The sequence below is a fragment of the Salegentibacter sp. Hel_I_6 genome (assembly GCF_000745315.1).
GTDB lineage: Bacteria > Bacteroidota > Bacteroidia > Flavobacteriales > Flavobacteriaceae > Salegentibacter.
In genome coordinates this window covers 2,175,253-2,198,108 of the sequence record NZ_JQNQ01000001.1, presented here as the reverse complement: position 1 = coordinate 2,198,108, position 22,856 = coordinate 2,175,253, and the positions used below count along the sequence as shown (strand labels likewise).

23 protein-coding genes are annotated in these 22,856 nt (G+C 36.8%); 2 read left to right on the top strand and 21 right to left on the bottom strand.

Annotated features, from left to right (window positions below):
* Positions 1-58 precede the first annotated feature (58 nt).
* From FG27_RS09635 to FG27_RS09550, 18 genes are all read right to left on the bottom strand, one after another.
* Positions 59-1,282 (bottom strand): murein hydrolase activator EnvC, encoded by a 1,224-nt coding sequence (locus FG27_RS09635; protein ID WP_037318443.1) that lies wholly within the window; start codon positions 1,280-1,282, stop codon positions 59-61.
* Positions 1,282-2,052: a DUF4292 domain-containing protein gene (locus tag FG27_RS09630; protein WP_037322139.1), complete on the bottom strand. Its 771-nt coding sequence runs from the start codon at positions 2,050-2,052 to the stop codon at positions 1,282-1,284. The genes FG27_RS09635 and FG27_RS09630 overlap by 1 nt, the downstream gene beginning before the upstream one ends.
* Positions 2,052-3,428, bottom strand: a complete 1,377-nt coding sequence (locus tag FG27_RS09625; protein ID WP_037318439.1) for a lipopolysaccharide assembly protein LapB — start codon at positions 3,426-3,428, stop codon at positions 2,052-2,054. The genes FG27_RS09630 and FG27_RS09625 overlap by 1 nt, the downstream gene beginning before the upstream one ends.
* Positions 3,429-3,597: 169 nt before the next feature.
* Positions 3,598-4,614: a sugar phosphate nucleotidyltransferase gene (locus FG27_RS09620; RefSeq protein ID WP_037318435.1), complete on the bottom strand. Its 1,017-nt coding sequence runs from the start codon at positions 4,612-4,614 to the stop codon at positions 3,598-3,600.
* A gap of 88 nt (positions 4,615-4,702) precedes the next feature.
* Positions 4,703-5,137, bottom strand: coding sequence for a dUTP diphosphatase (gene dut / locus FG27_RS09615; RefSeq protein WP_037318431.1), 435 nt, complete (start codon positions 5,135-5,137; stop codon positions 4,703-4,705).
* A 2-nt stretch (positions 5,138-5,139) separates the two neighbouring features.
* Positions 5,140-6,582: an oligosaccharide flippase family protein gene (locus FG27_RS09610; protein WP_037318429.1), complete on the bottom strand. Its 1,443-nt coding sequence runs from the start codon at positions 6,580-6,582 to the stop codon at positions 5,140-5,142.
* A 27-nt stretch (positions 6,583-6,609) separates the two neighbouring features.
* On the bottom strand, positions 6,610-7,050 hold the full coding sequence (locus FG27_RS09605) for a hypothetical protein (RefSeq protein ID WP_037318426.1): 441 nt from the start codon (positions 7,048-7,050) through the stop codon (positions 6,610-6,612).
* 116 nt (positions 7,051-7,166) lie between these two features.
* Positions 7,167-8,024, bottom strand: a complete 858-nt coding sequence (atpG, locus tag FG27_RS09600; RefSeq protein ID WP_037318423.1) for an ATP synthase F1 subunit gamma — start codon at positions 8,022-8,024, stop codon at positions 7,167-7,169.
* An 86-nt stretch (positions 8,025-8,110) separates the two neighbouring features.
* Entirely contained in the window at positions 8,111-9,691 is a 1,581-nt protein-coding gene (gene atpA / locus FG27_RS09595; protein ID WP_037318422.1) for a F0F1 ATP synthase subunit alpha, read from the bottom strand.
* 74 nt (positions 9,692-9,765) lie between these two features.
* On the bottom strand, positions 9,766-10,320 hold the full coding sequence (gene atpH / locus FG27_RS09590; protein ID WP_037318421.1) for an ATP synthase F1 subunit delta: 555 nt from the start codon (positions 10,318-10,320) through the stop codon (positions 9,766-9,768).
* 6 nt (positions 10,321-10,326) lie between these two features.
* Positions 10,327-10,821 (bottom strand): F0F1 ATP synthase subunit B, encoded by a 495-nt coding sequence (locus tag FG27_RS09585; RefSeq protein WP_037318417.1) that lies wholly within the window; start codon positions 10,819-10,821, stop codon positions 10,327-10,329.
* 88 nt (positions 10,822-10,909) lie between these two features.
* A complete protein-coding gene (atpE, locus tag FG27_RS09580) occupies positions 10,910-11,134 on the bottom strand; it encodes an ATP synthase F0 subunit C (protein WP_037318413.1) in 225 nt (74 codons plus the stop codon).
* A 23-nt stretch (positions 11,135-11,157) separates the two neighbouring features.
* Positions 11,158-12,243 (bottom strand): F0F1 ATP synthase subunit A, encoded by a 1,086-nt coding sequence (atpB, locus tag FG27_RS09575; RefSeq protein ID WP_037318410.1) that lies wholly within the window; start codon positions 12,241-12,243, stop codon positions 11,158-11,160.
* 134 nt (positions 12,244-12,377) lie between these two features.
* Positions 12,378-12,761, bottom strand: coding sequence for a hypothetical protein (locus FG27_RS09570; RefSeq protein ID WP_037318408.1), 384 nt, complete (start codon positions 12,759-12,761; stop codon positions 12,378-12,380).
* The gene (locus FG27_RS09565) at positions 12,751-12,981 is read right to left on the bottom strand and encodes an AtpZ/AtpI family protein (protein WP_037318400.1); all 231 of its coding nucleotides are present in this window, start codon (positions 12,979-12,981) and stop codon (positions 12,751-12,753) included. Before FG27_RS09565 ends, FG27_RS09570 begins: the two co-directional genes overlap by 11 nt.
* Before the next feature lie 19 nt (positions 12,982-13,000).
* Complete coding sequence (locus tag FG27_RS09560; protein ID WP_037318390.1) at positions 13,001-15,511, bottom strand: hypothetical protein; 2,511 nt, start codon at positions 15,509-15,511, stop codon at positions 13,001-13,003.
* A gap of 90 nt (positions 15,512-15,601) precedes the next feature.
* Complete coding sequence (locus FG27_RS09555) at positions 15,602-16,327, bottom strand: ABC transporter ATP-binding protein (protein ID WP_037318387.1); 726 nt, start codon at positions 16,325-16,327, stop codon at positions 15,602-15,604.
* 11 nt (positions 16,328-16,338) lie between these two features.
* Positions 16,339-17,820: a DUF5687 family protein gene (locus FG27_RS09550; RefSeq protein WP_037318384.1), complete on the bottom strand. Its 1,482-nt coding sequence runs from the start codon at positions 17,818-17,820 to the stop codon at positions 16,339-16,341.
* Between the two features lie 192 nt (positions 17,821-18,012).
* On the opposite strand from FG27_RS09550, the gene FG27_RS09545 reads away from it, so the two are divergent.
* Positions 18,013-19,059 (top strand): ferredoxin--NADP reductase, encoded by a 1,047-nt coding sequence (locus FG27_RS09545; protein WP_037318382.1) that lies wholly within the window; start codon positions 18,013-18,015, stop codon positions 19,057-19,059.
* A gap of 53 nt (positions 19,060-19,112) precedes the next feature.
* Positions 19,113-20,081, top strand: coding sequence for an ABC transporter ATP-binding protein (locus tag FG27_RS09540; protein ID WP_037318379.1), 969 nt, complete (start codon positions 19,113-19,115; stop codon positions 20,079-20,081).
* A 158-nt stretch (positions 20,082-20,239) separates the two neighbouring features.
* Here FG27_RS09540 and FG27_RS09535 read toward each other — a convergent pair whose 3' ends face one another.
* The 3 genes from FG27_RS09535 to FG27_RS09525 form a co-directional block, all read right to left on the bottom strand.
* Positions 20,240-20,692, bottom strand: coding sequence for a hypothetical protein (locus FG27_RS09535; protein ID WP_037318376.1), 453 nt, complete (start codon positions 20,690-20,692; stop codon positions 20,240-20,242).
* A gap of 164 nt (positions 20,693-20,856) precedes the next feature.
* A complete protein-coding gene (gene mtgA / locus FG27_RS09530; protein ID WP_037318374.1) occupies positions 20,857-21,528 on the bottom strand; it encodes a monofunctional biosynthetic peptidoglycan transglycosylase in 672 nt (223 codons plus the stop codon).
* Positions 21,525-22,640, bottom strand: coding sequence for an FAD-binding oxidoreductase (locus FG27_RS09525; protein ID WP_037318372.1), 1,116 nt, complete (start codon positions 22,638-22,640; stop codon positions 21,525-21,527). Before FG27_RS09525 ends, mtgA begins: the two co-directional genes overlap by 4 nt.
* Positions 22,641-22,856: the final 216 nt, after the last annotated feature.

Sequence of the window (22,856 nt, the reverse complement as noted above, 5' to 3'; positions counted from 1 at the left end):
AAACAAGGCTCTTCTACTAATAAGATGCAGGAATTAGCAAAAGGTTGCGTAAGAAAATTTACATTTCCAGGATCCAGTCTGCCGGATCCATTTTCTGCATATTCTTATATATAAGAAAATGTAAGGTTGTTTTTCCAGAAGATCGGCTAGTGGCAACAGCACCCAGTTCCTGTCCTGTATTCACTACATCTCCTCTTTTCACATAAACTTTTTCCAGGTTATCATAAATCGTGATGTAATCTCCGTGCCTTACCATTACCGCTTTATTAGCGCCCTTTAATACCTGTACTTCACTTACTGTTCCGTTAAAAACAGCACGGGCTTTTCCGCCGGGATCGGTATCAATATTTACCCCATTATTATTGATAGAAATAGTTTTAACTACCGGGTGAGGTTGAGTTCCAAATCGGGAAGTAACCACACCAGACCTTACGGGCCAGGGCAAACGACCTTTATTTTTCACAAAATCTGCTGCCAGGGCTTTAGCTTCAGGAGTTAATTCATAGACATCCCTTTCAGCAGACCCACTTTCTTCGTTAGATTTTGCAATAGACTCCCGAATCATTTTTTCAATTTGAGCATCTATCTTATTTATTTCCTGCTGTTTTTGTCTAATCTGTGCAGCAAATTCACCTTCTTTACTTCTAATATTTTGCATTAGATCCTGTTGCGCCTTTTTATTCTTACCAAGATCGGCACGGGTTTGGCGGTTTTCAGCAATAAGTTTTTCTTTGGTTTCCTTTTGATTGGCAAGATCGGCATTGAGTTCCTGAAGTTCTTCAGTTCGATTTTGAATTTCATCCCCCTGTTGCTTGCGATAATTGGTATATTGTTTCATATACTGCATTCGCTTATAGGCTTGCAAAAAGTTTTCTGAAGACAGCAAAAACATTATTCTGCTCTGCGTAGATTTACTTTTATAAGATTTCTCTATCATCCTTGCATAATCTTCCTTTAGCTGCTCTAATTCGTTCCTAAGACGGGAAATCTTACTGGTATTCGCGCTAATTTGATTAGTAAGGAGGTTTGCTTGCTGGTTGGTTACTTTTATTAAATTTTCTGTACTTCTTATTTGTTGATCCAGATCCTCTACCTGGCTTAAAACCGAACGCTCTTTTTGCTTATTACTGCTTCTAAGCTCATTAATACGGCTAATTTCGTTACGAAGTTCTATCCGTTTTTTCTCGAGACTTTCACGTGTTGTTTGCGCCGACAAATTTCCCGCGGAAAGCAATAGAAAAAGAACACAGAAAAAAGTGGTAGAAAATTTCTTAAACTTCATTATAAACTAATTTCTTCATAACCTGATGGTATATCGAATGGGAAACTCAATTCTCCCTGATCAAACTCTAAAGACCTATACGTGAGTTCTATTCTTGTACTACTGCCAGATTCATTGGCAATAATACTTATTTCTTCCGGAAAAATCTTTCCTTCTACTTCCTGGTAATTTGAATAAGTAACTGTTACACTTTTATTTTCAGCGGTTTGGGCCAGTTGCTGGGCAGATGCTTTATAGGTTTTAGAATCTAACAGAAACATTTTCTTAATAACTCCTTCTTCTGAAGGCAAAAACTGAAAACCTCTGGCTGTCTGGGAAAACTCAAATTCCTCTTCCCTAAGATCGTAAATGGCCTGCCCTATCAATAGATTCTGAAGTTTTTGAAAATCTAAGGGCGTGCCCAACAAATCACTTAACAATCTAAAATCACCATCAAAATAGGTCTGACTTACTTTTTCGTAATAGCTAACACGAGATGGGGTAATATAGGCCCTGGCTACCGGAAATCCCAAAACCGTAGCACTCATCCAAATCGCCTTATCTTTTTCCATTCTAAAGCTTAAATTCACCGATTGGGTACGTTCTTCGCTTTGGTAAACCGTTCTTAATTTCCCGCTTAGAGTTTTAAAATCGGTTTCAGCATCATAATGGTTTTCAATGATATTTGCTGCTTCAGCATTCCTGGTCGCAATTCCTTTAGTCCCTTTCCGGCTTCCGCAGGAAACAACAAAGACGCTCAATAATATTAAGCCTAAAATCTTTCTGTACATCAATCTATTTCTTTTATTAATTCTTCGGCTTTTCTTGCAAATTCCGCCGATTTCTCTTCTTCTCCCAGTTCTTTATGCGCCCCGCTTAATTGTGTGTAAAAATCTACTTCTAACCTCGGGTTATCAATTAGGTAATCCAGGCCAAATGTAAGTATTTCTATAGCTTCATTATATTCCTGCAATTGGTTTAATGCGATACCCTGTAATAAAAATAAAATTGGCTGCGCCGGAAACACTTCTAACATCTCTTTACTCAAATCCCGGGCCTCTTTATACTTTTCTAACTCAATTTGCAGTAAAATAGTATTTTTTACTAACTCAAAATCTTCTGTACTTTCCGCTAAACCGGCTTCAAAAAAATTAAGCGCCTCTTCAATTTGACCGCGATTTAAATAATATTTACCAAGCTGCCCGTAAAGTTTAGGCGCATTTTCGCGTTCACTAAGCATTTTACTAACCTGCATTAGGTCATCTTCATACTCTGGATTATTATCTACAAATAGCAGGAAATCGTTAAGCACTTTAAACTTAGATTCGGGATCAATTTCTTCACTCTCAAAAACGATTTTCATTGAACTTACGGCATCATCAGGCTCTTCCCTTTCAAGATGAAATTTGTAGAGAGCAAGATGTACAAGAGTAGATCCAGGATTGGTATTTAATAATTCCTGAGCAGTATTATAAGCCTTTTCGTTATCCCCCTGATCGCTGTAGATATAGATTAGGTTCAGGTAGTTTTGTTCGTTTTCCGGATTATTACTGATGCTTTCTTCCAGGTTATCAATTTGTGCAGCAGTATCGCCGGTACGGGCAAAAATTTGTCGGCGTAATTTATTTCGGTAGGTGCTGGGGCCTTCCTGTTGGTCCAGTTCATCTATTGTTTGCAGTGCCTCGTCATACTGCTGATTCATCAAATAAATATTCGCAAGTTTCTCTTTATAACTGCTATCAACAACAAGTAATTTTTTTAAGGTCCTGACTGCATTATCATATTGCTCAGCTCGCGTATAACTTTTATAAAGTTCATTAAGCACATCATCTCTCTCCGGAGCTAATTCCTGTGCTTTTTCAAGACTGTTAATTGCCTGTTCATACTTCTTTAATTCATTGTAATTCCTGGCCATTTCAAAGTAAACCACGGGATTATTAGGCTCCAGTTTCAGGCATTCTTCTAGGGCTGTTAATGCTTTTTCGTAATTTTCAATCCCTTTTTGCTTTAGGGCTTCAAAAAATTGTTCCTGAAATTCATCAGTTACATTACCAAGATCGTCCTGGTTTACTTCTTCAAGCACAACTTCTTCTTCCTGGGCAAAACCTGGATGGCAAGTTAATAGAGCTCCTGAAAGCACAGCGATAATGAAGAAGTTTCTTTTCATAAATAAATTTTCAGGACAACATTGAAATAAAAAGGTTGTTTGAAAAATTTTTAAGATCGTCATCCTGATTTATTTCAGGATCTAATTTATTGTTAGTCAAAACATGTTAGAAGCTGAAACCAGTTCAGCTTGACGAAACCCGATTTTTCAAACAACCTCTTCAATAAGCTTATTCTAAAGTTGAATAATCGCCAATGCTTATTTGGGTAAATTCGCCGTTAAATTTCGCAAAATTCCCGATCATTGCGTTATCCAGTTTTGCATTTTTTATTTCTGCAAAAGTTTGGATGAGGCTGTTTTTTATTTCAGCATTTGTAATTTTTGTTCCGTCTCCAATAGAAACATTAGGGCCAATTTTCGCATTAACCAGTTCTACATTTTCGCCTATAAAACAAGGCTCAGTAATTTCAGAATTAGTGATCTTTACAGAATCTGAAATTAATTTTTCACCATCCTGATGTAGAAAATTGAGCATTCTGTTATTTGTATCTACGGTTACAGCTTTATTGCCGCAATCCATCCATTCGTCTACGGTTCCTGTCTTGAAAACCCTATCCTCGGCCATCATTTTCTTTATCCCGTCGTTGATTTGGTACTCCCCACCGTGCATAAGATTTTCAGCCAGTACTTCTTCCAGTTTTTCTTTTAATACTGCGATATCTTTAAAATAATAGATACCAATAACGGCCTGGTCACTTACAAATTCTTTCGGCTTTTCAACCAACTCTATAATCTCGTCTTTCTCATTCAGGTTTACCACACCAAAAGCTTCCGGATTTTCTACTTTTTTTGTCCAAATTACACCATCGGCATCTTTATCCAGTTTGAAATCTGCTTTTATTAAAGTATCAGCATACGCAACCACTGCAGGGCCGGAAAGAGATTCCTTCGCGCTCATAATAGCGTGACCGGTTCCCAAAGGTTGGTCCTGACGGTAAATTGAAACTTTGGCATTTAAACCTTTTGCTAGATCTTTAAGGCTATTTACTACATCATCTCCAAAAAAAGCCGGGTCGCCAAGAATAAAAGCGATTTCATCTATGGGTTGATTTAGCACTTTGGCAATATCTTCTACAAGTCTGTGAACTATAGGTTTTCCTGCAACAGGAATTAAAGGTTTTGGCACTGTTAAAGTATGTGGGCGAAGTCGTGAACCACGACCAGCCATAGGCACTATAATTTTCATTTATTTAGTTTTTGTGATCTTCAATCCTTGAAAATCGATATTCATATTAATTTTCCGCACAACCGGTAATAACCGGTCAAATTATATTTTATTCATTTCCTGTACTTCCGAAGCCGCCGGCACCACGAGTGGTTTCTTCCAGCATTTCTACTTCTTCCCAGGATATATGTTCGTGTTTGGAAATGACCATTTGAGCAACGCGCTCGCCATTTTCTATGGTAAACTCTTCATTAGATAAATTCACTAAAATCACGCCAATTTCACCACGGTAATCGGCATCTATAGTGCCGGGGGAATTCAAAACGGTAATCCCTTTTTTAGCGGCAAGCCCGCTTCTTGGTCTTACCTGGGCTTCGTAGCCTACCGGAAGCTCTATAAAAAGTCCCGTTTTAACGATAGTTCTTTCTAATGGTTTTAGAGTAATGGCTTCAGAAATATTGGCACGAAGGTCCATTCCTGCTGAAGCTTCAGTTTCGTAATGAGGCACCTTATGTGCTGATTTATTGATAATTTTAACCTGCATTCTTAAGATTTTATAATGAGGGCAAGTTGTTTTCTTTCAAAGAAATAAACTGCCCCAATGAATATTAATAATAACGTGATTCCCACGAAATAATTTCCGCGAAAAACATAAAATGAAAATACCGAAAATAAGACGGAAAGCATTAAATAGCCTCCAATTTTTTTAAGGTTATAGGGAATTGGATAATATTTTCTTCCGTAGAAATAAGAAATTATAGCCATACTTGCATAAGCCGCCAAAGTTGCCCAGGCTGCAGCTATAAAACCAAGGACTGGAATTAGAAGAATATTAAACAAAATTGTAACCATAGCTCCAAAAATTGAAATATACATTCCAATTCTGGTTTTATCCGTTAGTTTATACCAAACCGAAAGATTATGATAGATTCCCAGGAATAAATTAGCCAATAGCACAATTGGTACAATTGAAATTGCAATCCAGTAATCGTTGTTACGTATAATTAGTTCCTTAAAAAAATCCACGAAAGTTACTAGAAATAAAAAAATAAAACTACCTACAATTACAAAGTATGTAAGAATAAGTGAATAAGTCTTTTTTGCATTTTCTGCTTTTGCCTGATTGAAAAAGAAAGGTTCTGCACCAAGCTTAAAAGCCTGCACAAAAATGGTCATAAACACTGCTAATTTATAGCAACCTGCATAAGCACCCATGATTTCGTCTGAAAGCATATCTTTTAGCAACAATTTATCTAGGTTTTCATTGATGACGAAAGCAAGGCCTGCAACCATTATCGGCCAACCGTATTTCCACATTTTCTTGAGCAAAGGAAAACTGAAATCTATTTTTGTTCTAAAAAAATAGGGCAATAAGATCAAGAAAGTTACTGCACTTGCCGCAAGGTTTGCAAGAAAAATATATCCAACCTTGTCAGCATCAGAGTAATTATCTAAAATGATTTGAGGTGTAGACCCCGGAAATTTTCTTACCCACCAGAGAAAATATAAATTCAGACCAACTACTATCGCTATATTAATAATTTTTACGCCAGCGAATTTAATCGGCTTATTAGATGCACGCAGCCATGCAAAAGGTACCACCACCAAAGTATCTAAAGCGAGGATTCCTAAAAGGATATTAAAGTAATATGGTTCAAGATCAAGTAGACCAAAAAGATAATCCCTGAAAAGAAATACCAACAAAAAAAAGAGAACAGTGGTAAGGCTTAGTGTGATAAAAGCCGTGGAGAACACTTTAGATTTTTCTTTGGACTGACTAAAAAATCTAAAGAAAGCCGTTTCCATCCCATAAGTAAGTACAACATTGAAAAATGCCGCCCATACATAGAAAGTTGTATTTATTGCATAATCGCCCGTACTTAACGCTGCAGTATGCAGGGGTACCAAAATGAAGTTCATCAATCTGGGAAGTACCGTAGCAAACCCGTAAATTATCGTATCCTTGAAGAAACGCTTTAGAGTACTCAATCGCTGTTTTAATTTAGAAACAATTTTTTAGTTTTGCTCTTCTATCCCTGATAGCTTGTAATATTTAGTTTTATCGTTTTGGGAAAACACGAGAATAGCTTCATCATCTTCAATCTCAAACGGCATTTTTACAGCTTTCTGCGGAACCCTATTTTTGTTTTCTTCAGCAGGATCAGAACTCATTATCTCCATGCCATTAATACTGAAATTAGCAGTATAAAGATTAGTTCTATCTTCATCCTGAATAAGCGGAGATTTCATTCCTCTAAAATAAACACTTTCCAAATTAACCCTATTGTCCTGAATTATCGCAACAGGAATGTGGAGATCTAACCCATTTTCACCCCGCGTATAATAAATATCCTGAAACTGTGCGGGAGCACGTTCCTGTAGTTCCTTATTACTGCCGCAACCACTGATAAGACTTAAAGCGAATATACTGCTGAATAAAAAAAGTAATTTTTTCATAATAGATAGTTTGTTGTTTAAAAGTACAAAAACAAAACGCATACCAAATAAAAAACCCGTAGTTAACTTACGGGTTTTTAAACTGGGATTACTCCCAAAATATTATTTGAAAGCTGTTAACTTAAAGCTTCGGCCCCTCCAACAATCTCTAAGATCTCGTTGGTAATGGAAGCCTGTCTAGCTTTGTTATAAGACAATTTAAGATCATCTCTAAGTTCTTTGGCATTATCTGTTGCCTTGTGCATTGCCGTCATACGCGCGCCGTGTTCTGAAGCGAAAGAATCTCTTAATGCTTTAAACAATTGCATTTTTAAAGACTTTGGAATAAGCTCTTTTACAATCTCGATTTTTGATGGTTCGAAAAGGTAATCCAGTTGCTTTTCCTCTTCAGTATCAAATTGTTCAATGGGTAAAAATTGTTCGTGCTGAACAACTTGAGTAGCCGCATTCTTAAACTGGTTATACACCAATACGATCTTGTCGTATTTTTCATCTAAGAATAACTGCATTAATTCTTCAGCGATCTCTGAAACGTTTTCAAAAGAAAGATCATCAAATATTTCGTTATTATTCTTGTAGACTTCGTATTCTTTCTTCAACACATCGTTGGCTTTTTTACCAAGCGTGTAAAGTGATACATTTTTAGACTCGTAATCGTTTTTGGCTTTATATTTAAAACCCTTTACAATATTGGTATTAAAAGCACCTGCAAGACCTTTGTTAGACGAAATAGCAACTACCAACACGTTTTTAACTTCGCGTTCTTCGGCATATTTGCTACTGGCATCGTCATCCAGGGTTGCACTTAAATCCTGTAACAGCTGAGTTAATTTTTCCGAATAAGGCCTCATTTGCGTAATCGCATCCTGAGCCCTGCTCAACTTTGCCGCCGACACCATTTTCATGGCGCTGGTAATCTGCATCGTTGATGATACCGAAGTAATCCTGCTACGTAATTCTTTTAAGTTTGCCATAAGTTTATTTATGTCATTCCCTCGTAGGAGGGAATCTTTAAAATTCTATGAGATTTCCGCCTTCGCGGAAATGACAATACTTTTCTTTACTTTTTATACTTAGCTGAAAGTTCTTTTGCTACTGATACTAAAGTATCTGTAACTTCGTCGGTTAATTTACCGGCTTTCAAAGTATCTAACATATCTCTATGCTTCGCATTAAGATATTCAAGATAGTCTCTTTCAAATTCTTTTACTTTCTCTACCGGAACATCTTTTAGTAGGTTTTTAGAACCTGCATAGATAATCGCGATTTGGTCTTCTACCGGGTAAGGATCGTTTTCAGCCTGCTTAAGGATTTCCACGTTACGCTTACCTTTTTGAATAACTCTTAAAGTAGTAGGATCTAGATCTGAACCGAACTTAGCAAAAGCTTCAAGTTCACGATATTGTGCCTGGTCTAATTTTAAAGTACCGGCAACTTTCTTCATCGACTTGATTTGTGCCGAACCACCTACACGAGATACAGAAATACCAACATCAATTGCAGGACGAACCCCAGAGTTAAATAAATCTGAAGTAAGGAAGATCTGCCCATCGGTAATCGAAATTACGTTGGTTGGGATATATGCAGAAACGTCGCCTGCCTGTGTTTCGATAATTGGAAGCGCGGTCAAAGAACCTCCACCTTTAATTTTATCTTTCAACACATCAGGAAGATCGTTCATTCCTTTTGCAATATCATCATCGTCAATAACTTTAGAAGCACGCTCTAAAAGTCTGGAGTGTAAGAAGAAAACATCCCCAGGATAAGCTTCACGTCCCGGTGGGCGACGTAAAAGTAAAGATACCTCACGGTAAGCTACGGCTTGTTTAGAGAGATCATCATAAATAATCAAAGCCGGGCGACCAGTATCTCTAAAATACTCACCAATAGCAGCACCTGCAAATGGAGCATAAACCTGCATAGGAGCAGGGTCTGATGCATTAGCAGCTACAATAGTAGTGTATTCCATTGCACCTTTATCTTCAAGTACTTTGGCAATACCAGCAACAGTTGAAGCTTTTTGCCCAATTGCTACATATATACAATGAACAGGTTTCCCTGCATCAAAAAATTCTTTCTGATTAAGAATAGTATCAATACAAACAGTAGTCTTACCGGTTTGACGGTCACCAATAACAAGCTCACGTTGTCCTCTACCAACTGGCACCATGGCATCAATAGATTTAATACCGGTTTGCAAAGGTTCGGTTACTGGCTGGCGGAAAATTACACCCGGAGCTTTACGCTCTAAGGGCATTTCAAAAGTTTCACCTTCAATAGCTCCCTTACCATCTATCGGACTTCCAAGAGTGTCAACAACACGACCTACAATACCTTCACCAACATTGATGGAAGCAATTCTTTCAGTTCTTTTTACTACAGATCCCTCTCTAACACCTTTAGAAGGTCCTAATAAAACGATACCTACATTATCTTCCTCAAGGTTTAACACCATACCTTCAAGGCCGCTGTCAAACTGAACCAATTCTCCGTATTGTGCGTTGGCCAAACCATATACGTTGGCGATACCATCACCAACTGTAAGTACAGTTCCTACCTCGTCTAAAGAGGCTCCGCTTTCAAAACCTGATAATTGTTTCTTTAATATTGCTGATACTTCAGCAGGATTTACTTCTGCCATAATTATTTAAGATAAAATGCCACGATAATTACGTGACTGTTTTTATTAACTTTTTAAAAGCCCATTATGGGCATTTATATTGATGATATGTATGCGTTTGTTTTCAATTCTCTTTTCAACCTATTAAGATTTCGGGAGACGCTGGCATCATATTGCAAATCACCAACCCTTAAAACAAAACCTCCTATAATATCCTTATTGACAACATTTTTAATCTTAGCCCCGGTTCCTGTTAATTCTTTCACCTTAGCTAGAATTTTCTCTTCCAGTTCTGGTGTTAAAGGTACAGCCGAAGTTACAATCGCTTCCTGAGACTTGTTTAATGTATTGTAACGAACAATATAATTTCTCGCTACTAAATCAAGAATATTAATTCTTCCATTTTCAATAAGCACATCAAAACTACCCTGAGTAATTTCGCCAGCACTTTTAAAAATTTCTTTTAAACTCGCTTTTTTAACCGATGAATTTATAACCGGACTTTTAAGCATATTAGCAAGATCTTCACTTTTTGCGATAGTTTGAGAAATTTGCTGCATATCTGTAAAAACAGTATCTGCAGAATTTTTCTCTTTCGCTAAATCTAAGATTGCTTTCGCATATCGTTTTGCTGCCCTGGTTCCTTTCATTATATCTTAATTTAAGGTAGCATCATTCAACATCTTGTCTATCATTTGATGTTGTTTCTCCTCGGTAGATAATTCTTTACCAATTACTTTTTCAGCAATTTCTATAGAAAGTGTTGCAACCTGGTTTTTAATATCGGCCATTGCTGCACGCTTTTCCATCTCGATGCTTTCTTTAGCCTTAGCCACAATTTGATCTGCCTTTTTTTGTGCATCTCCTTCGGCCTCAGCAATCATCTTCTCCTTTATCTGGCGAGCTTCTTTAATAATTTCATCTCTTTCGGCACGAGCTTCTTTCAATAACTTTTCGTTATCTGCCTTAAGATTTTGCATTTCTTTCCGCGCGTCTTCAGCAGAAGCAAGAGCTTCGTTAATAGACTCTTCACGGGTTCTTACCGCACCAAGAATTGGCTTCCAGGCGAATTTGGCAAGAATAAGCATCAGTACTAAAAATACGATGGTTTGCCAAAAAATAAGACCAACTTCAGGAGTAATTAAATCCATAATTCTTTATTTATATAATACCTGTTAACATCATTTTTTAAAAAGCCCATTCGCAACCAACCGTTACGAATGGGTTTTTGAAATCTTCTTAGGTGGTCAATACACCTAAAAGCGCAGCTACAACTCCAAAAAGAGCAACACCCTCTACAAGTGCAGCAGCAATAATCATTGCAGTCTGGATTTTTCCAGAAGCTTCCGGTTGACGGGCAATAGCGTCCATTGCGGCACCGCCAATTTTACCAACGCCAATAGCGGCTCCAACAACTGCTAATCCAGCTCCTAAAGCTGCAAGACCTACGTGTAATAATTCCATAGTATAAAAATTAAAAATTAAAATTAATGATGTTCATGTTCCGCAACCGCCATCCCGATAAACAGGGCCGACAGCATTGTAAAAATAAACGCTTGAAGGAATGCTACTAACAATTCCAGTATTGTGATGAAAAGGGCAAAAGGAACCGAGATCCCGGCAACTCCAGCACTTTCCAGTATAAATATCAATCCTATTAAACTCAATATAATAATGTGACCCGCGGTAATATTCGCAAATAAACGAATCATAAGTGCTACCGGCTTAATAATTAAGCCAAGTACCTCTACCACCGCTAAAATAGGCTTCACAAAAGTAGGTATTCCCGGCATCCACAATGTGTGTTTCCAAAAATCTTTATTTCCGTTTATCAATATTAAAGCCAGTGTAAAAAGTCCTAAAGAAACGGTTACCGCTATATTACCTGTTACATTGGCAGCACCTGGCAACAAACCTAATAGGTTAGTAATCCAGATAAAGAAAAATACAGTTAATAAAAACGGCATAAACTTCATATACTTCTTATCACCAATTTGAGGTCTAGCGATCTCATCGCGCACAAAAAGTACTAAAGTCTCTAAAATATTATTGAAGCCTGCCGGCGCATTTTTACTCTTTTTATGATGTCCTGCCAAACCAAAGAAGAAGATCAACATCAAAATAACCGTTAGCAACATAGCAGCTACGTTCTTGGTTATAGAAAAATCCCAGGGTTTACTAGCATTTAACACATTATGCTCTTCATCAAACTCAACAGTTTCAGCACCTGCATCTAATTTGTAAATATCTTCGTGATAATTAACAAAACGCATCCCATCTTTTTCTACTACGTGATGCCCTTCAGTATCGTGGTGAAATTCACTGGACATAAAAGTAACCATACCATTGTTAGTAAAAAGAATTACCGGGAGTGGTAAAGTAAATGAACTTTCTCCTTCACCAAAAAAATGCCAGCCATGAGAATCACCAATATGGTGCATAATCATGTCTGTTGGGTTAAATTCTTTAGATTCTTCTGCCTGAGAATCGTCCTTGGCAAAAGCGTTAAAAGGAAGTAAGGCTAAGGCTAGTGTAAACGTCACTATAATCTTTAAAGATTTATGTGCTATCATAGTACCTGTTCTGCTTAAAATTATGGGCTCTAAATTCGGGTGCAAAGGTATACTTTTAATTCTTATTTAAAAGCGCCCAAACTAAAATTTTAGCAAAAGCGTTATTTTTATTATTATAACTGATAAACAGTAATTTAAGCTTTGTTTATTAGCTTCACGGCATATAGGGTCTCAAAGACTAAATACAAAAAGTAAGGAATAAAAAAGGCAAGTATATTAGCAAACACGGCATTTACATCGCTTAAGACTAAGGGAAGTAAAAAAATCACTGCTGCCACCATTTTAAATAAACTCAATCCCATAAATGCAAAACCAGTTTTATCGGTGAAATTCTTATAAACAAAAACCAGGCATAAATAAATAGCAAAAGTTGCGAAAAAGTGAAAGAGATAAATGCTTAAGCTGCTATAATAGAAATCCATGTCTAACACGTAGCGCTGCAAAAGAAATTGTATAAGCCAAAGTAATATAGTAAAGGGCAGCAATCGTTTTAAGAAAGCCAATAATTCATTTTTCATTTTTTTCGTCTTCTTCACTCATTTTAATTACACTTCTATACACCTGGTAAAGCGCTATAAAAACGCCCAATAAGGATAAAGAAATAGTAAATGCCGAATATTTATTAGGGAATTTGCCGTCTAACCAGATGCCCAACAAAACCCCACCGGCAATTATAATTCCCATTTGAAAGGCAATATTTACAAACCCCAGGTATTTATTTAAGTTCTCGTTTTTCATACTTTATGCTGAAAAAATCTTAATTAACAGGACTTGGAAAATCGGCTATATTCTTTTGAATTTGCACGATTCTATAATTTTCTGTTGAAATCTTTATAGGTTCCTTTTCAACTAAATAATCTTCATTTATTTGAAGTAATTCAGCAAAACCTTCTGCACGGTTAAGATCCTGAAGGCCGTGTACAATCACAAAAACCTCATCGGGATTATAAATATCCAGGGACACCGAAAGTTGATCGTAATTTATTTCTGAAATCGCTGTTTCTATCTTTTCTTTTAAAGCTGAAGCCGCTTCCTTTTCTGAAACTTCAAAACGATATAGCAACTTATAATTTTGCTGCAGGCTATCTGTATTAAATTTCAAGCCGCTTAGCTGCGGAATTGATTTATTTAATATCTGCTGCGCTTTTTTACCTTCCTGGGTTTGCGGGTAGCTTAATGCGAGATTATTTAATGCACTTTTATAAGCCTCCAATCCCAAAAGCCTTCCACTTGCCTGAGCTTTTAATAATTCTAATTTTGGTACAATCGCATCCCCGGTAAATTCTGACAAATATCTATTTGTTTCAGCAATAACACTACTGAAATTTTGCTTCTCAAATTCACGATAAAGATCAGCATAAATCGCTTCAGGAGAGTTCTCGTCTTCTCGTATACTTTCAGGATTTAAAATATAAGCGGCATAGCGGGAATCGGGATAATTCTGCAAAATTTCCTGCTTCATTTCTTCAGCCTTAAAACTTTGATTTGTGGTTTGATAAATCTGATAGAGATTATACATGGAAGGTAAAATAAGGCGCTCATCTGAAGATATTTCCAGCACCGCTTCTAATCTGGCCTGTGCCATTTCATATTCCCTGAAATTCTCTTTATAAATAATTCCCAGCTGGTAATATGCAAAATCCCTATTGCGGGTTATGGTATCTAAAACCGCCAAATCTGTAGGAATTTGATTGATGTAAGTATAAGGATCAATTCTTGGATCGCTATCTAAAATTTGCTGAGAAAGACCGGCTTCTTCTGCCATAGCATCGTCTGTTTCAAAACTCACCTCTGCCCATCGCCAGTTATCGGCTAATGGCCGATCGCCCCATTGATTTAAAAACTCCCGTCTTCCCTGTTGCATCCTGGCTTCGTTGTAAAAGTAAAAACTGCGCGCTGAACCTGGTGATCCCGATGCTATTTCTGGTAAAACTACCGGCATCGCGGCTGCATTATTATCTGCTTCTAGTTTTGCCCGTAAATCTGTGGTGTAATTTTTAAAATAATCTAATTGCGCGGCAGGCGTCATCTGGCTCAATCGCAATATACTATCGTTTTTATAAGCTACATCTTCATACCTTATAACATCTTCCAGGTTATCCCTTTTCTTTTTTATAGCTCTGAATTCTCTTAACTGAGGATCCATCTCGGTAAGCGTACTATCAAAATATTTGCTGGCAAGCACATAATTACTTCCGTCGAAATTTATATTAGCGAGAATTTCATAATTAATTGACCGCAAAAAAATATCACTAGTGGGTTCACGAAGGGATTTTTTATAATAATCTACAGCAGTATTTATAGAATCTAAGCGATTATAATACTCTCCAACCTGAAAGTAGATCTTATCTAAAAATGGCCTGTTTTCACGGTCTTCTTCAAGTTCGCGAAGCATTTCTCGCAATTCGTAATTGTTGCCACGACCCAGCTCAAAATTCCTTGCTTTTTGAACATAAGCATTGATCATATAAATTCGGGGAGATTTTCTGTTTAGATCTATTACTTCGTCAAAAGCAGCATTAGCCTCAGCAACCTGGCCTAATTCATTATTTAGCTGGCCAAGGATATAAAAATAACGTCCTTTTTCTTCGTTGTTTCCGGTAAATTCGGCTGCATTCCTTAATGGCACAACCGCGCTATCTAAATGCCGTAGATTGATGTAGGCTTGCGCCATTGCTGCGCTGGCATCGGCTATATCCTGCTCTTGCAAATGTTCAAGGTCCAGCACTTTTTTGAGATTGTTAATGGCAAGACGATTATTGTCCAGGCGCATATGCGTTTTTTCACGCCAAACCCGGGCGTGGATAATATTATTACTACCAGGATAACTCCTTAGAATATAATTAAAAGCTTCCAGTGCGGGAATAAAACGCTGGTCGAAATACCGGGCTTTTCCCAGTAATAAATAAGCTTCATCTATTTGTGGATTATTTTCTTTTCCCTCTATCAACATCGAGTGACGCTGAATTGCTTTTACCGCTTTTTCTTCGGCATAGCCAAAATTTTGATTTCGAATACTGTCTGGAAGAACAATATTTTCATCAATTTGCATACGCTCAATAGGAAGGATATCCCAATAATTATCGGCATAATTTTGGTTTAATTCTTCCTTTCCCTGTTCAAGACCAAGATTACCGTTATACAGGGTATTATACTCTGTGGTAACTGCATGCCAGTTTCGGTTTACGAAGGTATTTTTTTTGCGCGAACAGCCAGCGATACTCCCAAGAAGGAGCAACAATAAAGTAAGTTTGGTAATTGTATTCAAAATTAACCGGTTCTCTATGGCTTTATAACTAAAAATCAGTTTGTTTAGTGTTCAAAAATACGCTTCTTTTTACAAACGCAAACCAATTCGTTATAGTTCTTCAACCTGGATCGCACCAATCTCACGAGAAAAATAGCTTTCTAATTCACTTAAAGTAGCTTCAGAAGTTATTATATCTTTTACCTGTTCACCTTTATCTAAAACTACAATACGCTCACAAACCTCTGTCACGTGAATAAGATCGTGGCTGGAAATTAATACCGTAACTTCCCTATTTTCTGTCAATTCTTTAATGATCTTTTTTAGGCGAATTTGAGTGGTTGGATCTAAATTAGCAAAAGGCTCATCTAATATCACCACTTTGGGATTTCCTATTAAAGCCGCAACAATCCCCACTTTTTTCTGATTTCCTTTAGAGAGATCGCGTAAATATTTTTTTCGTCCTAAGATTTCCCCGTGAAAAAAATCTTCGAAATTGGCTAAAAATGAATCGATATCTGCTTTATTGGCTCCGCGTAATTCCCCTACGAAGTAGAAGTATTCCTCTGGCGTTAAATAGCCAATTAAAAAACTTTCATCTATAAAAGAAGCGGTAAAAGGCTTCCAATCTTCACTTTGACTCACCGTGATCTCGTGATTAAAAATGTTCCCGGTAGTTGGCTGAATAAGATCTAACAAAAGACTGAAAAATGTAGTTTTACCGGCTCCGTTATTCCCTACAAGACCAAAACTTTGCCCAGATGGGATATCCAGATGATCTATGTTTAGCACTTTTGTGCCGCCGTATATTTTACTAAGGTTTGTAGCTGTTATCATAATTAAAAATTTTAGTCGCCGGTTTGTTTAAAACCATTAATCATTGCGTATTTTCTTTTTCGGTAAACCCGGGCAAGGTATTGCATAATTTGAGGGCGAAGTATTAAACCGAGCGCTCCTAAACCTGAAAGTCCTAACAAAGCGGTCTTGAATCCTATAAAATAGTCTAAAAGCCAGAAGATTAGTATTGGCAAAAACATTAAGGGAAGTCCCACTATCCATTGGGCTGCGCCTGTGCCCTGGTAATTCATAAATGGGCTCTTATCAAGATCTATCCTCTTCTTATTGAAAGAACCAGAATAAAGCAAGATTGGAACATTTACACCAATATTATATAAAGCTGCTACCATATTAATCAACAAGATATTCCAACCAAAATAAATATAAGGTGTAGTAAGAATTGCAAGAATAATAACACTAAAGCTAAGCAACATTGCTTTAGAAGCCAGATAATCTTTCACTGGAATATTTTGCGACATTATCAAAGGATAGTAAGATGCGTCCCACGAAGGCACAAACTGCCCAAAATTGATCATAAAAATACCTGTCATAAAAATACCTACAAAAACGTAAAATGCCGAATGCGAATACATCTCAGTGGGATAGACAAAAAGACCATAGCCGAGCAAAATTAAGGACATATAGATGGTAGTTTTAGGCCTTTTATTCCGCCAAATCAGTTTTAGGTCCTGCTGAAGAAAAGGAGCAAGTGTTCCAAACTTTTTTGTCCAACCAAAATCCTGCGTATTTACGGCTTGTTGTTTTGCTTTTAAGCCTGCATCAAGATAAAATTTGCTTTCCAGGTTAAGTTGATTCCACTTATATAAAACTACAACCAAAAGTATTGGAATAATTGCCAGGTACGGCTTTAAAACCAGGAAATCCAACATTTTCCCAAACCAAAAACTTACTTCAAAAACATTGAAATACTCCAGTGCACCCAATACAATAACCAAAAGAAATACCGGAATCAATGCTTTTAAATTATCGGTAAATTTCTTTTTAATAATAAAATTCAGAAAATTTATGCACTGAGTAATAGCAATCATTGCTATCATCCAACCTAAAATATTCCAGGTTCCATAATCAGACTTATAGATGCAAAAAATTCCGAAGGGAATAATTATAAATAATGGTAAAAAATTAAAAAAGGAATAAATAGACTTTATAAGTACAAAATTCACTGCTTTTCGTCTTGCGATGGGCAAATTTAGAAGCGGCTTTATATCTAAAACCGGCAGTGTTTGCAGCATAAACCTAAAACCGAGCTCAAAAACCAGCCAAAGCAAAACAAAGCGATTTACCAACTCTAAAGGATCCTGATCTGGAAAAGCCTTTTGCAGCAAAGGATAAAGACCAATTCCAAGAGCAAGAAATGCTACTGAAAAATATAAAGCCAGGAAAATAAGTAGAATTTTAAGTCCAATACTCTTTCCCACACTTGCCGAGCGAAAAAAAGATTTCCATTCTAACCACAAAAACCGTTTAAACATACTATAAAGATTTCCCCGAAAAACAGGATTAAAACGCCGTGAGTTCACCAAAAAAATTCAGTCGTTTCTAATAAAGATTTAATACTTATTGCTACAACTAGAGCCTTTTCCTATACAAGTATAGAAATTTAGGTATTTGTTACACTCTTTAATTTCACATACTTTGTATTTTTGCCAAAAATAAATTTTTTGATGAGTCAGTTTTTTCCGTTAGAGATTAAAGAAGTAATTAGGGAAACCCCGCAGGCAGTGAGCTTATCTTTTGAGATTCCAGAGAACCTAAAAGATGAATTTAAATTTGATGCGGGCCAGTATATCACCATAAAAATAAAATTAGGCGAAGAAGAACTAAGACGCGCTTATTCCCTTTGTTCAGCACCAAATTCAGGAGAATTTAAAGTGACCGTAAAAGAAGTGGAAGGCGGCAAATTCTCGGTAATCGCTAATAATAAGCTTAACGCAGGCGATATTTTAGAAGTTCATCCGCCAGAAGGGAAATTTATTTTAAAACCTACCGCCGAAGCAAAATCTTATGCAGCTTTTGCCGCGGGAAGCGGAATTACCCCTGTATTGTCTATTATAAAAACTGTTTTAGCTGAAGAACCAAAAAGCAGGTTTGTACTTACCTACGGAAATAAAGCTCCAGAAGACACTATATTTTTTAAGGAATTACTTGAACTTCAAGCTAAATTCCCAGACAGGCTTTTTGTTGAATTTGTTTACAGCCGTACGAGAGAAGACAATTCTCACTTTGGAAGAATTGAAACCAGTACAGTAAACTTTATAGTTAAAAATAAATTTAAAGATCATTCTTTTGATGCATTCTATCTTTGTGGACCTGAAGCAATGATCAACCAGGTAAGTGATGTTTTAAAACAAAACGGCGTAACCGAAGACAAAATTCTTTACGAGCTATTTACATCTGAAGAAACCGGCGCCATAGAAACCAATGTAGAAGGTAAAACCGAACTTACCATTATGGTAGACGACGAGGAAACTACGTTCTCAATGGATACCAAAGAAACAGTCTTAGACGCCGCTTTAGAAAATGATTTAGATGTGCCTTATTCCTGCCAGGGCGGGATTTGCAGCAGCTGTATTGCCAGGATCGTAGAAGGAAAAGCCGAAATGCGAAAAAACCAGATCTTAACTGATGAAGAAATAGAAGAAGGTTTGATCCTTACGTGCCAGGCACAACCACTTACACCAAAACTAAAAGTAGACTACGACGATGTTTAAGTTACTTTCCTAAGAATTGGGAAAAGCCTAACTTGTAGGGACAAAATAATTTTATGCTGAAACTCAAAAATGTCTCCTTTGCCTACGCTGAAGAATCAGTTTTAAAAAACATAAGTTTTAAGCTTGAAAAAGGAGAAAATCTCTCGATAATTGGAGAAAGTGGCTGCGGAAAAAGTACCTTACTTAAACTTATTTATGGCTTACTTCATACCGATGGAGAGATCTTTTGGGGAGAAAAGGAATTATTAGGCCCAAATTTCAATCTGGTTCCGGGAGAGCCTTTTATTAAATATTTAGCGCAGGATTTTGATTTAATGCTTCCCTTAAATGTTGCCGATAATATTGGAAAATATCTTAGTAACCAATATCCTCAAAAAAAGAAAAAACGCATTAAAGAGTTGCTGGAAGTTGTGGAAATGACCGAGCTTGCCGATAAAAAAGCGAAACTCTTAAGCGGTGGCCAACAACAGCGCGTAGCTTTGGCAAGAGCCCTGGCCAATGAACCCGAACTACTTTTACTGGACGAACCTTTTAGCCATATAGATCATTTTAGAAAAAATAATTTACGCCGACGACTTTTCGCATATCTCAAGCAAAATAATATTGCTTGTATAGTTGCCACACACGATAGCACCGATGCGCTTTCTTTTGCTGATAAAACTATCGTACTAAAAAACGCAAAGATTTATGCTGAAAATGCTCCTGAAAAATTATATCAAAATCCGCCCAATAAATATGTTGCCTCCCTTTTTGGCGATGTAAATGAACTTATGCTGAAGGATTTGGCTGAAGATGAAAGCAGCCGAAAAAAAGCAATTCTTTACCCAGAAGAAATCAAACTAACCCAAAAAGCAGGAATTAAAGCCGAAGTAAAAAAATCCTGGTTTAAAGGTGAAACCTGGTTAATTGAGTCCGATTTAAATGGGAAAACCATTTATTTTAATCATTCTAAAGCTTTAAAAGAAGGGAGAAAGATAAATCTCAAAGTTTCCGAAAAATTAATTAAATCAAGGTTGAAGTAATTTGGTTTTTGCAACAAATACACGAATGTTTTGTGTTTTGTTTCCTTACTCTCTACTACCGTCATCACGAGCGACGCAGGAGCGCGGCAATCTTTGGAATAATAGATCTTAGTTGTCCAGATTGCTTCAGTCGTGAATTCGTGGCTAATCATTTTAATTTAAAAGACTTCAAGGATTTGAGCCGATTTCCCATTAAAAGTAATTTCTTCACCGACTTTTTTATGCAGCAATAATTGCGCAATCGGGGAATTGGCGCCTATGGCAAAATATTCATCGCCATCTACAATAATACGATCTGCCGGGATCGCGATAAAATAATTAGCCATATTGGTTTTTACCGCAGTTCCTAATTGAGCGGAACCATTGTTAATTCGGCTTTTTGCAAGATTAAGCGTGTTTCTTAAGTTTTTGAATTGCTGCAGTTGTTCCGCCAGCTTATTTATTTCCAGGTTTATCATTTCCCGGCCAGTTTCGTATTTATCTCCAGCGCTGCTTTTGGTTTCATTTCCCAGATCATTTTCAAGACCCGCCAAAGAACCTTCAATACGCTTTATACGTTCTTCCACGTAAGCTTCGCAGGCTTTATAGAGTTTTTCTTTTATTGAATTCATAGATTATTCTCTTTTTGAAATATGAGAAATTTATAGAATCGTCATCCTGAATTTATTTCAGAGCTTGCTCCGAAATTTGTTCGGAGATCTAAGCGTTTAATAATCCTCACAAATTAAAATCTGAAACAAGTTCAAATTGACGATAAATAATATTGTCGTTGAATTTACTCCAAACTAAATTTCCCATAATTCTGCATTTGCCTCACAATCCAGTTTTTTCGTTGATTGATATAATTGCTGGCGGGATTTGCGCGATACTCCCTGGGATTGGGTAAAATAGCAGCAATAGCCGCGGCTTCATACACCGAAAGGTTTGTCGCCGATTTATTGAACCAATGCTGTGCGGCGGCTTCAGCACCGTAAATTCCCTGTCCCATTTCAATACTATTTAGATAAACTTCTAAAATTCGTTCTTTACTCCAAAAGGTTTCGATCAAAAAAGTAAAGTAAACTTCCAGTCCTTTTCGCAACCAATTCCTACCAGGCCATAAAAACACATTCTTCGCGGTTTGTTGGGAAATTGTACTGGCGCCCCGCACCCGCTTTCCTTTTTGATTATCCTCAATTGCCTTTTCAATGGCTTGAAAATCAAAACCATTATGTTTTACAAAGTTTTGATCTTCGCTGGCAATCACCCCAAGTTGTAAATGCAAAGAAATTTCTTCTCGTGGCACCCATGAATGCTGAATCTTCTCTTCGGGATTTTCAAAATACCGAATGGCCATCAATGGTGTAAATGGCACCGGAACCCATTTAAAAAGTAACACCAGTAAAATGGAAATCAGGATTAAGCCACCCACCAGTTTTAGTAGAAATTTGAATATTTTTTTGATCATTTTATCAATTCTGAAAGTTCTTGTCCAATCAAACTACCAATAGCTACACCCATTCCGCCTAATCGAACTCCGCAAAATACGTTTTCTGAAATCTGTTTTACTATCGGGTTTTTCTGTTTTCCCACCCCCATAATTCCGCTCCAACGCTGATCGATCTCAAAAGATGTTTCAGGCAAAATGGTGGTTTTAAGCAATTCTTCAAGTTTATGCTGAATAAGTTCGGTTTGACCGATTTCAATGGTTTCTTCGGTTTTAAGATCCAGGTTTCTGCCGCCACCAAAAAGAATGCGATCATCTATATTTCTGAAATAATAAAAACCTTTATCTAAATGAAATGTTCCTTTGATCCCCAGGTTTTTAATTGGTTTGGTGATCAAAACCTGGGCACGGGCTGGTTTTACTTCTGGAATCCCAAGTTTTTCAGAAAATCCGTTGGTAGCAATCAATAATTTATTTACTGAAAATTCTAATTTATCTGTCTTAATTTTGACTGAATCTTCCGTTTCTGAAAATTCTTCTACGGTAATATTATTCAGGATTTTTATCCCGGCTTTCTGCACTTTATGAAGCAAAGCTTCCATCATTTTCCCGGTATTTAATTGCCCTTCAAATTGATTAAAAATGAGTTTTTTCTGAATATTTTTAAAGTCGAAACTATCTTTCTGAACACCAAAAACCTCTCCTCCAAATATTGGTTTCAGCATTTTATTTAATTCAGGCAGCTTTTCCCTGCAGTTTTCAAAAAGTGGCTGATCTTCTTTTGTAAAAAGTTCGTAACCTCCATATTCTGTATAACCAATATTCTGGTCCCCAAGATTCTTCCGAAGCAATTCCAGTCCTTTTAAGCGCTTCTGTATAAGTAACAGCACTTCTTCCTCTGTATGGAAATTCAGATCATCCAGGATCTCAGAGGCACTCCCAAAACAAGCAAAACCGGCGTTTTTAGTACTTGCGCCATTAGGCAAAAGGCCACGTTCTAAAATTACGATTTTCGACTTTGGAAAACGTTTAGAAAGATCCAACGCACAGTTTAATCCCGTAATCCCGCTGCCTATAATGCAAAAATCGATATTTGAAAACCAGGTTTTGGTTTCCCAGTAAGAAAGTTTCATTGAATGGGTTAATTTTCAATGAAAATACGAAATAAATATTGAGGCGATCTAAAAACTCTAATCGCTAGTATTTGATCTTTTTTGAGTTTTCAATGTATTTAGGTTTTCAAAAACTTAGACCCTGAAATAAATTCAGGGTGACGAAAGAAAAATACTTAAATAAAAAAAGACCTCACAAGATTTTTGAAACCTGTGAGGTCTTGGTACTTAGATTTA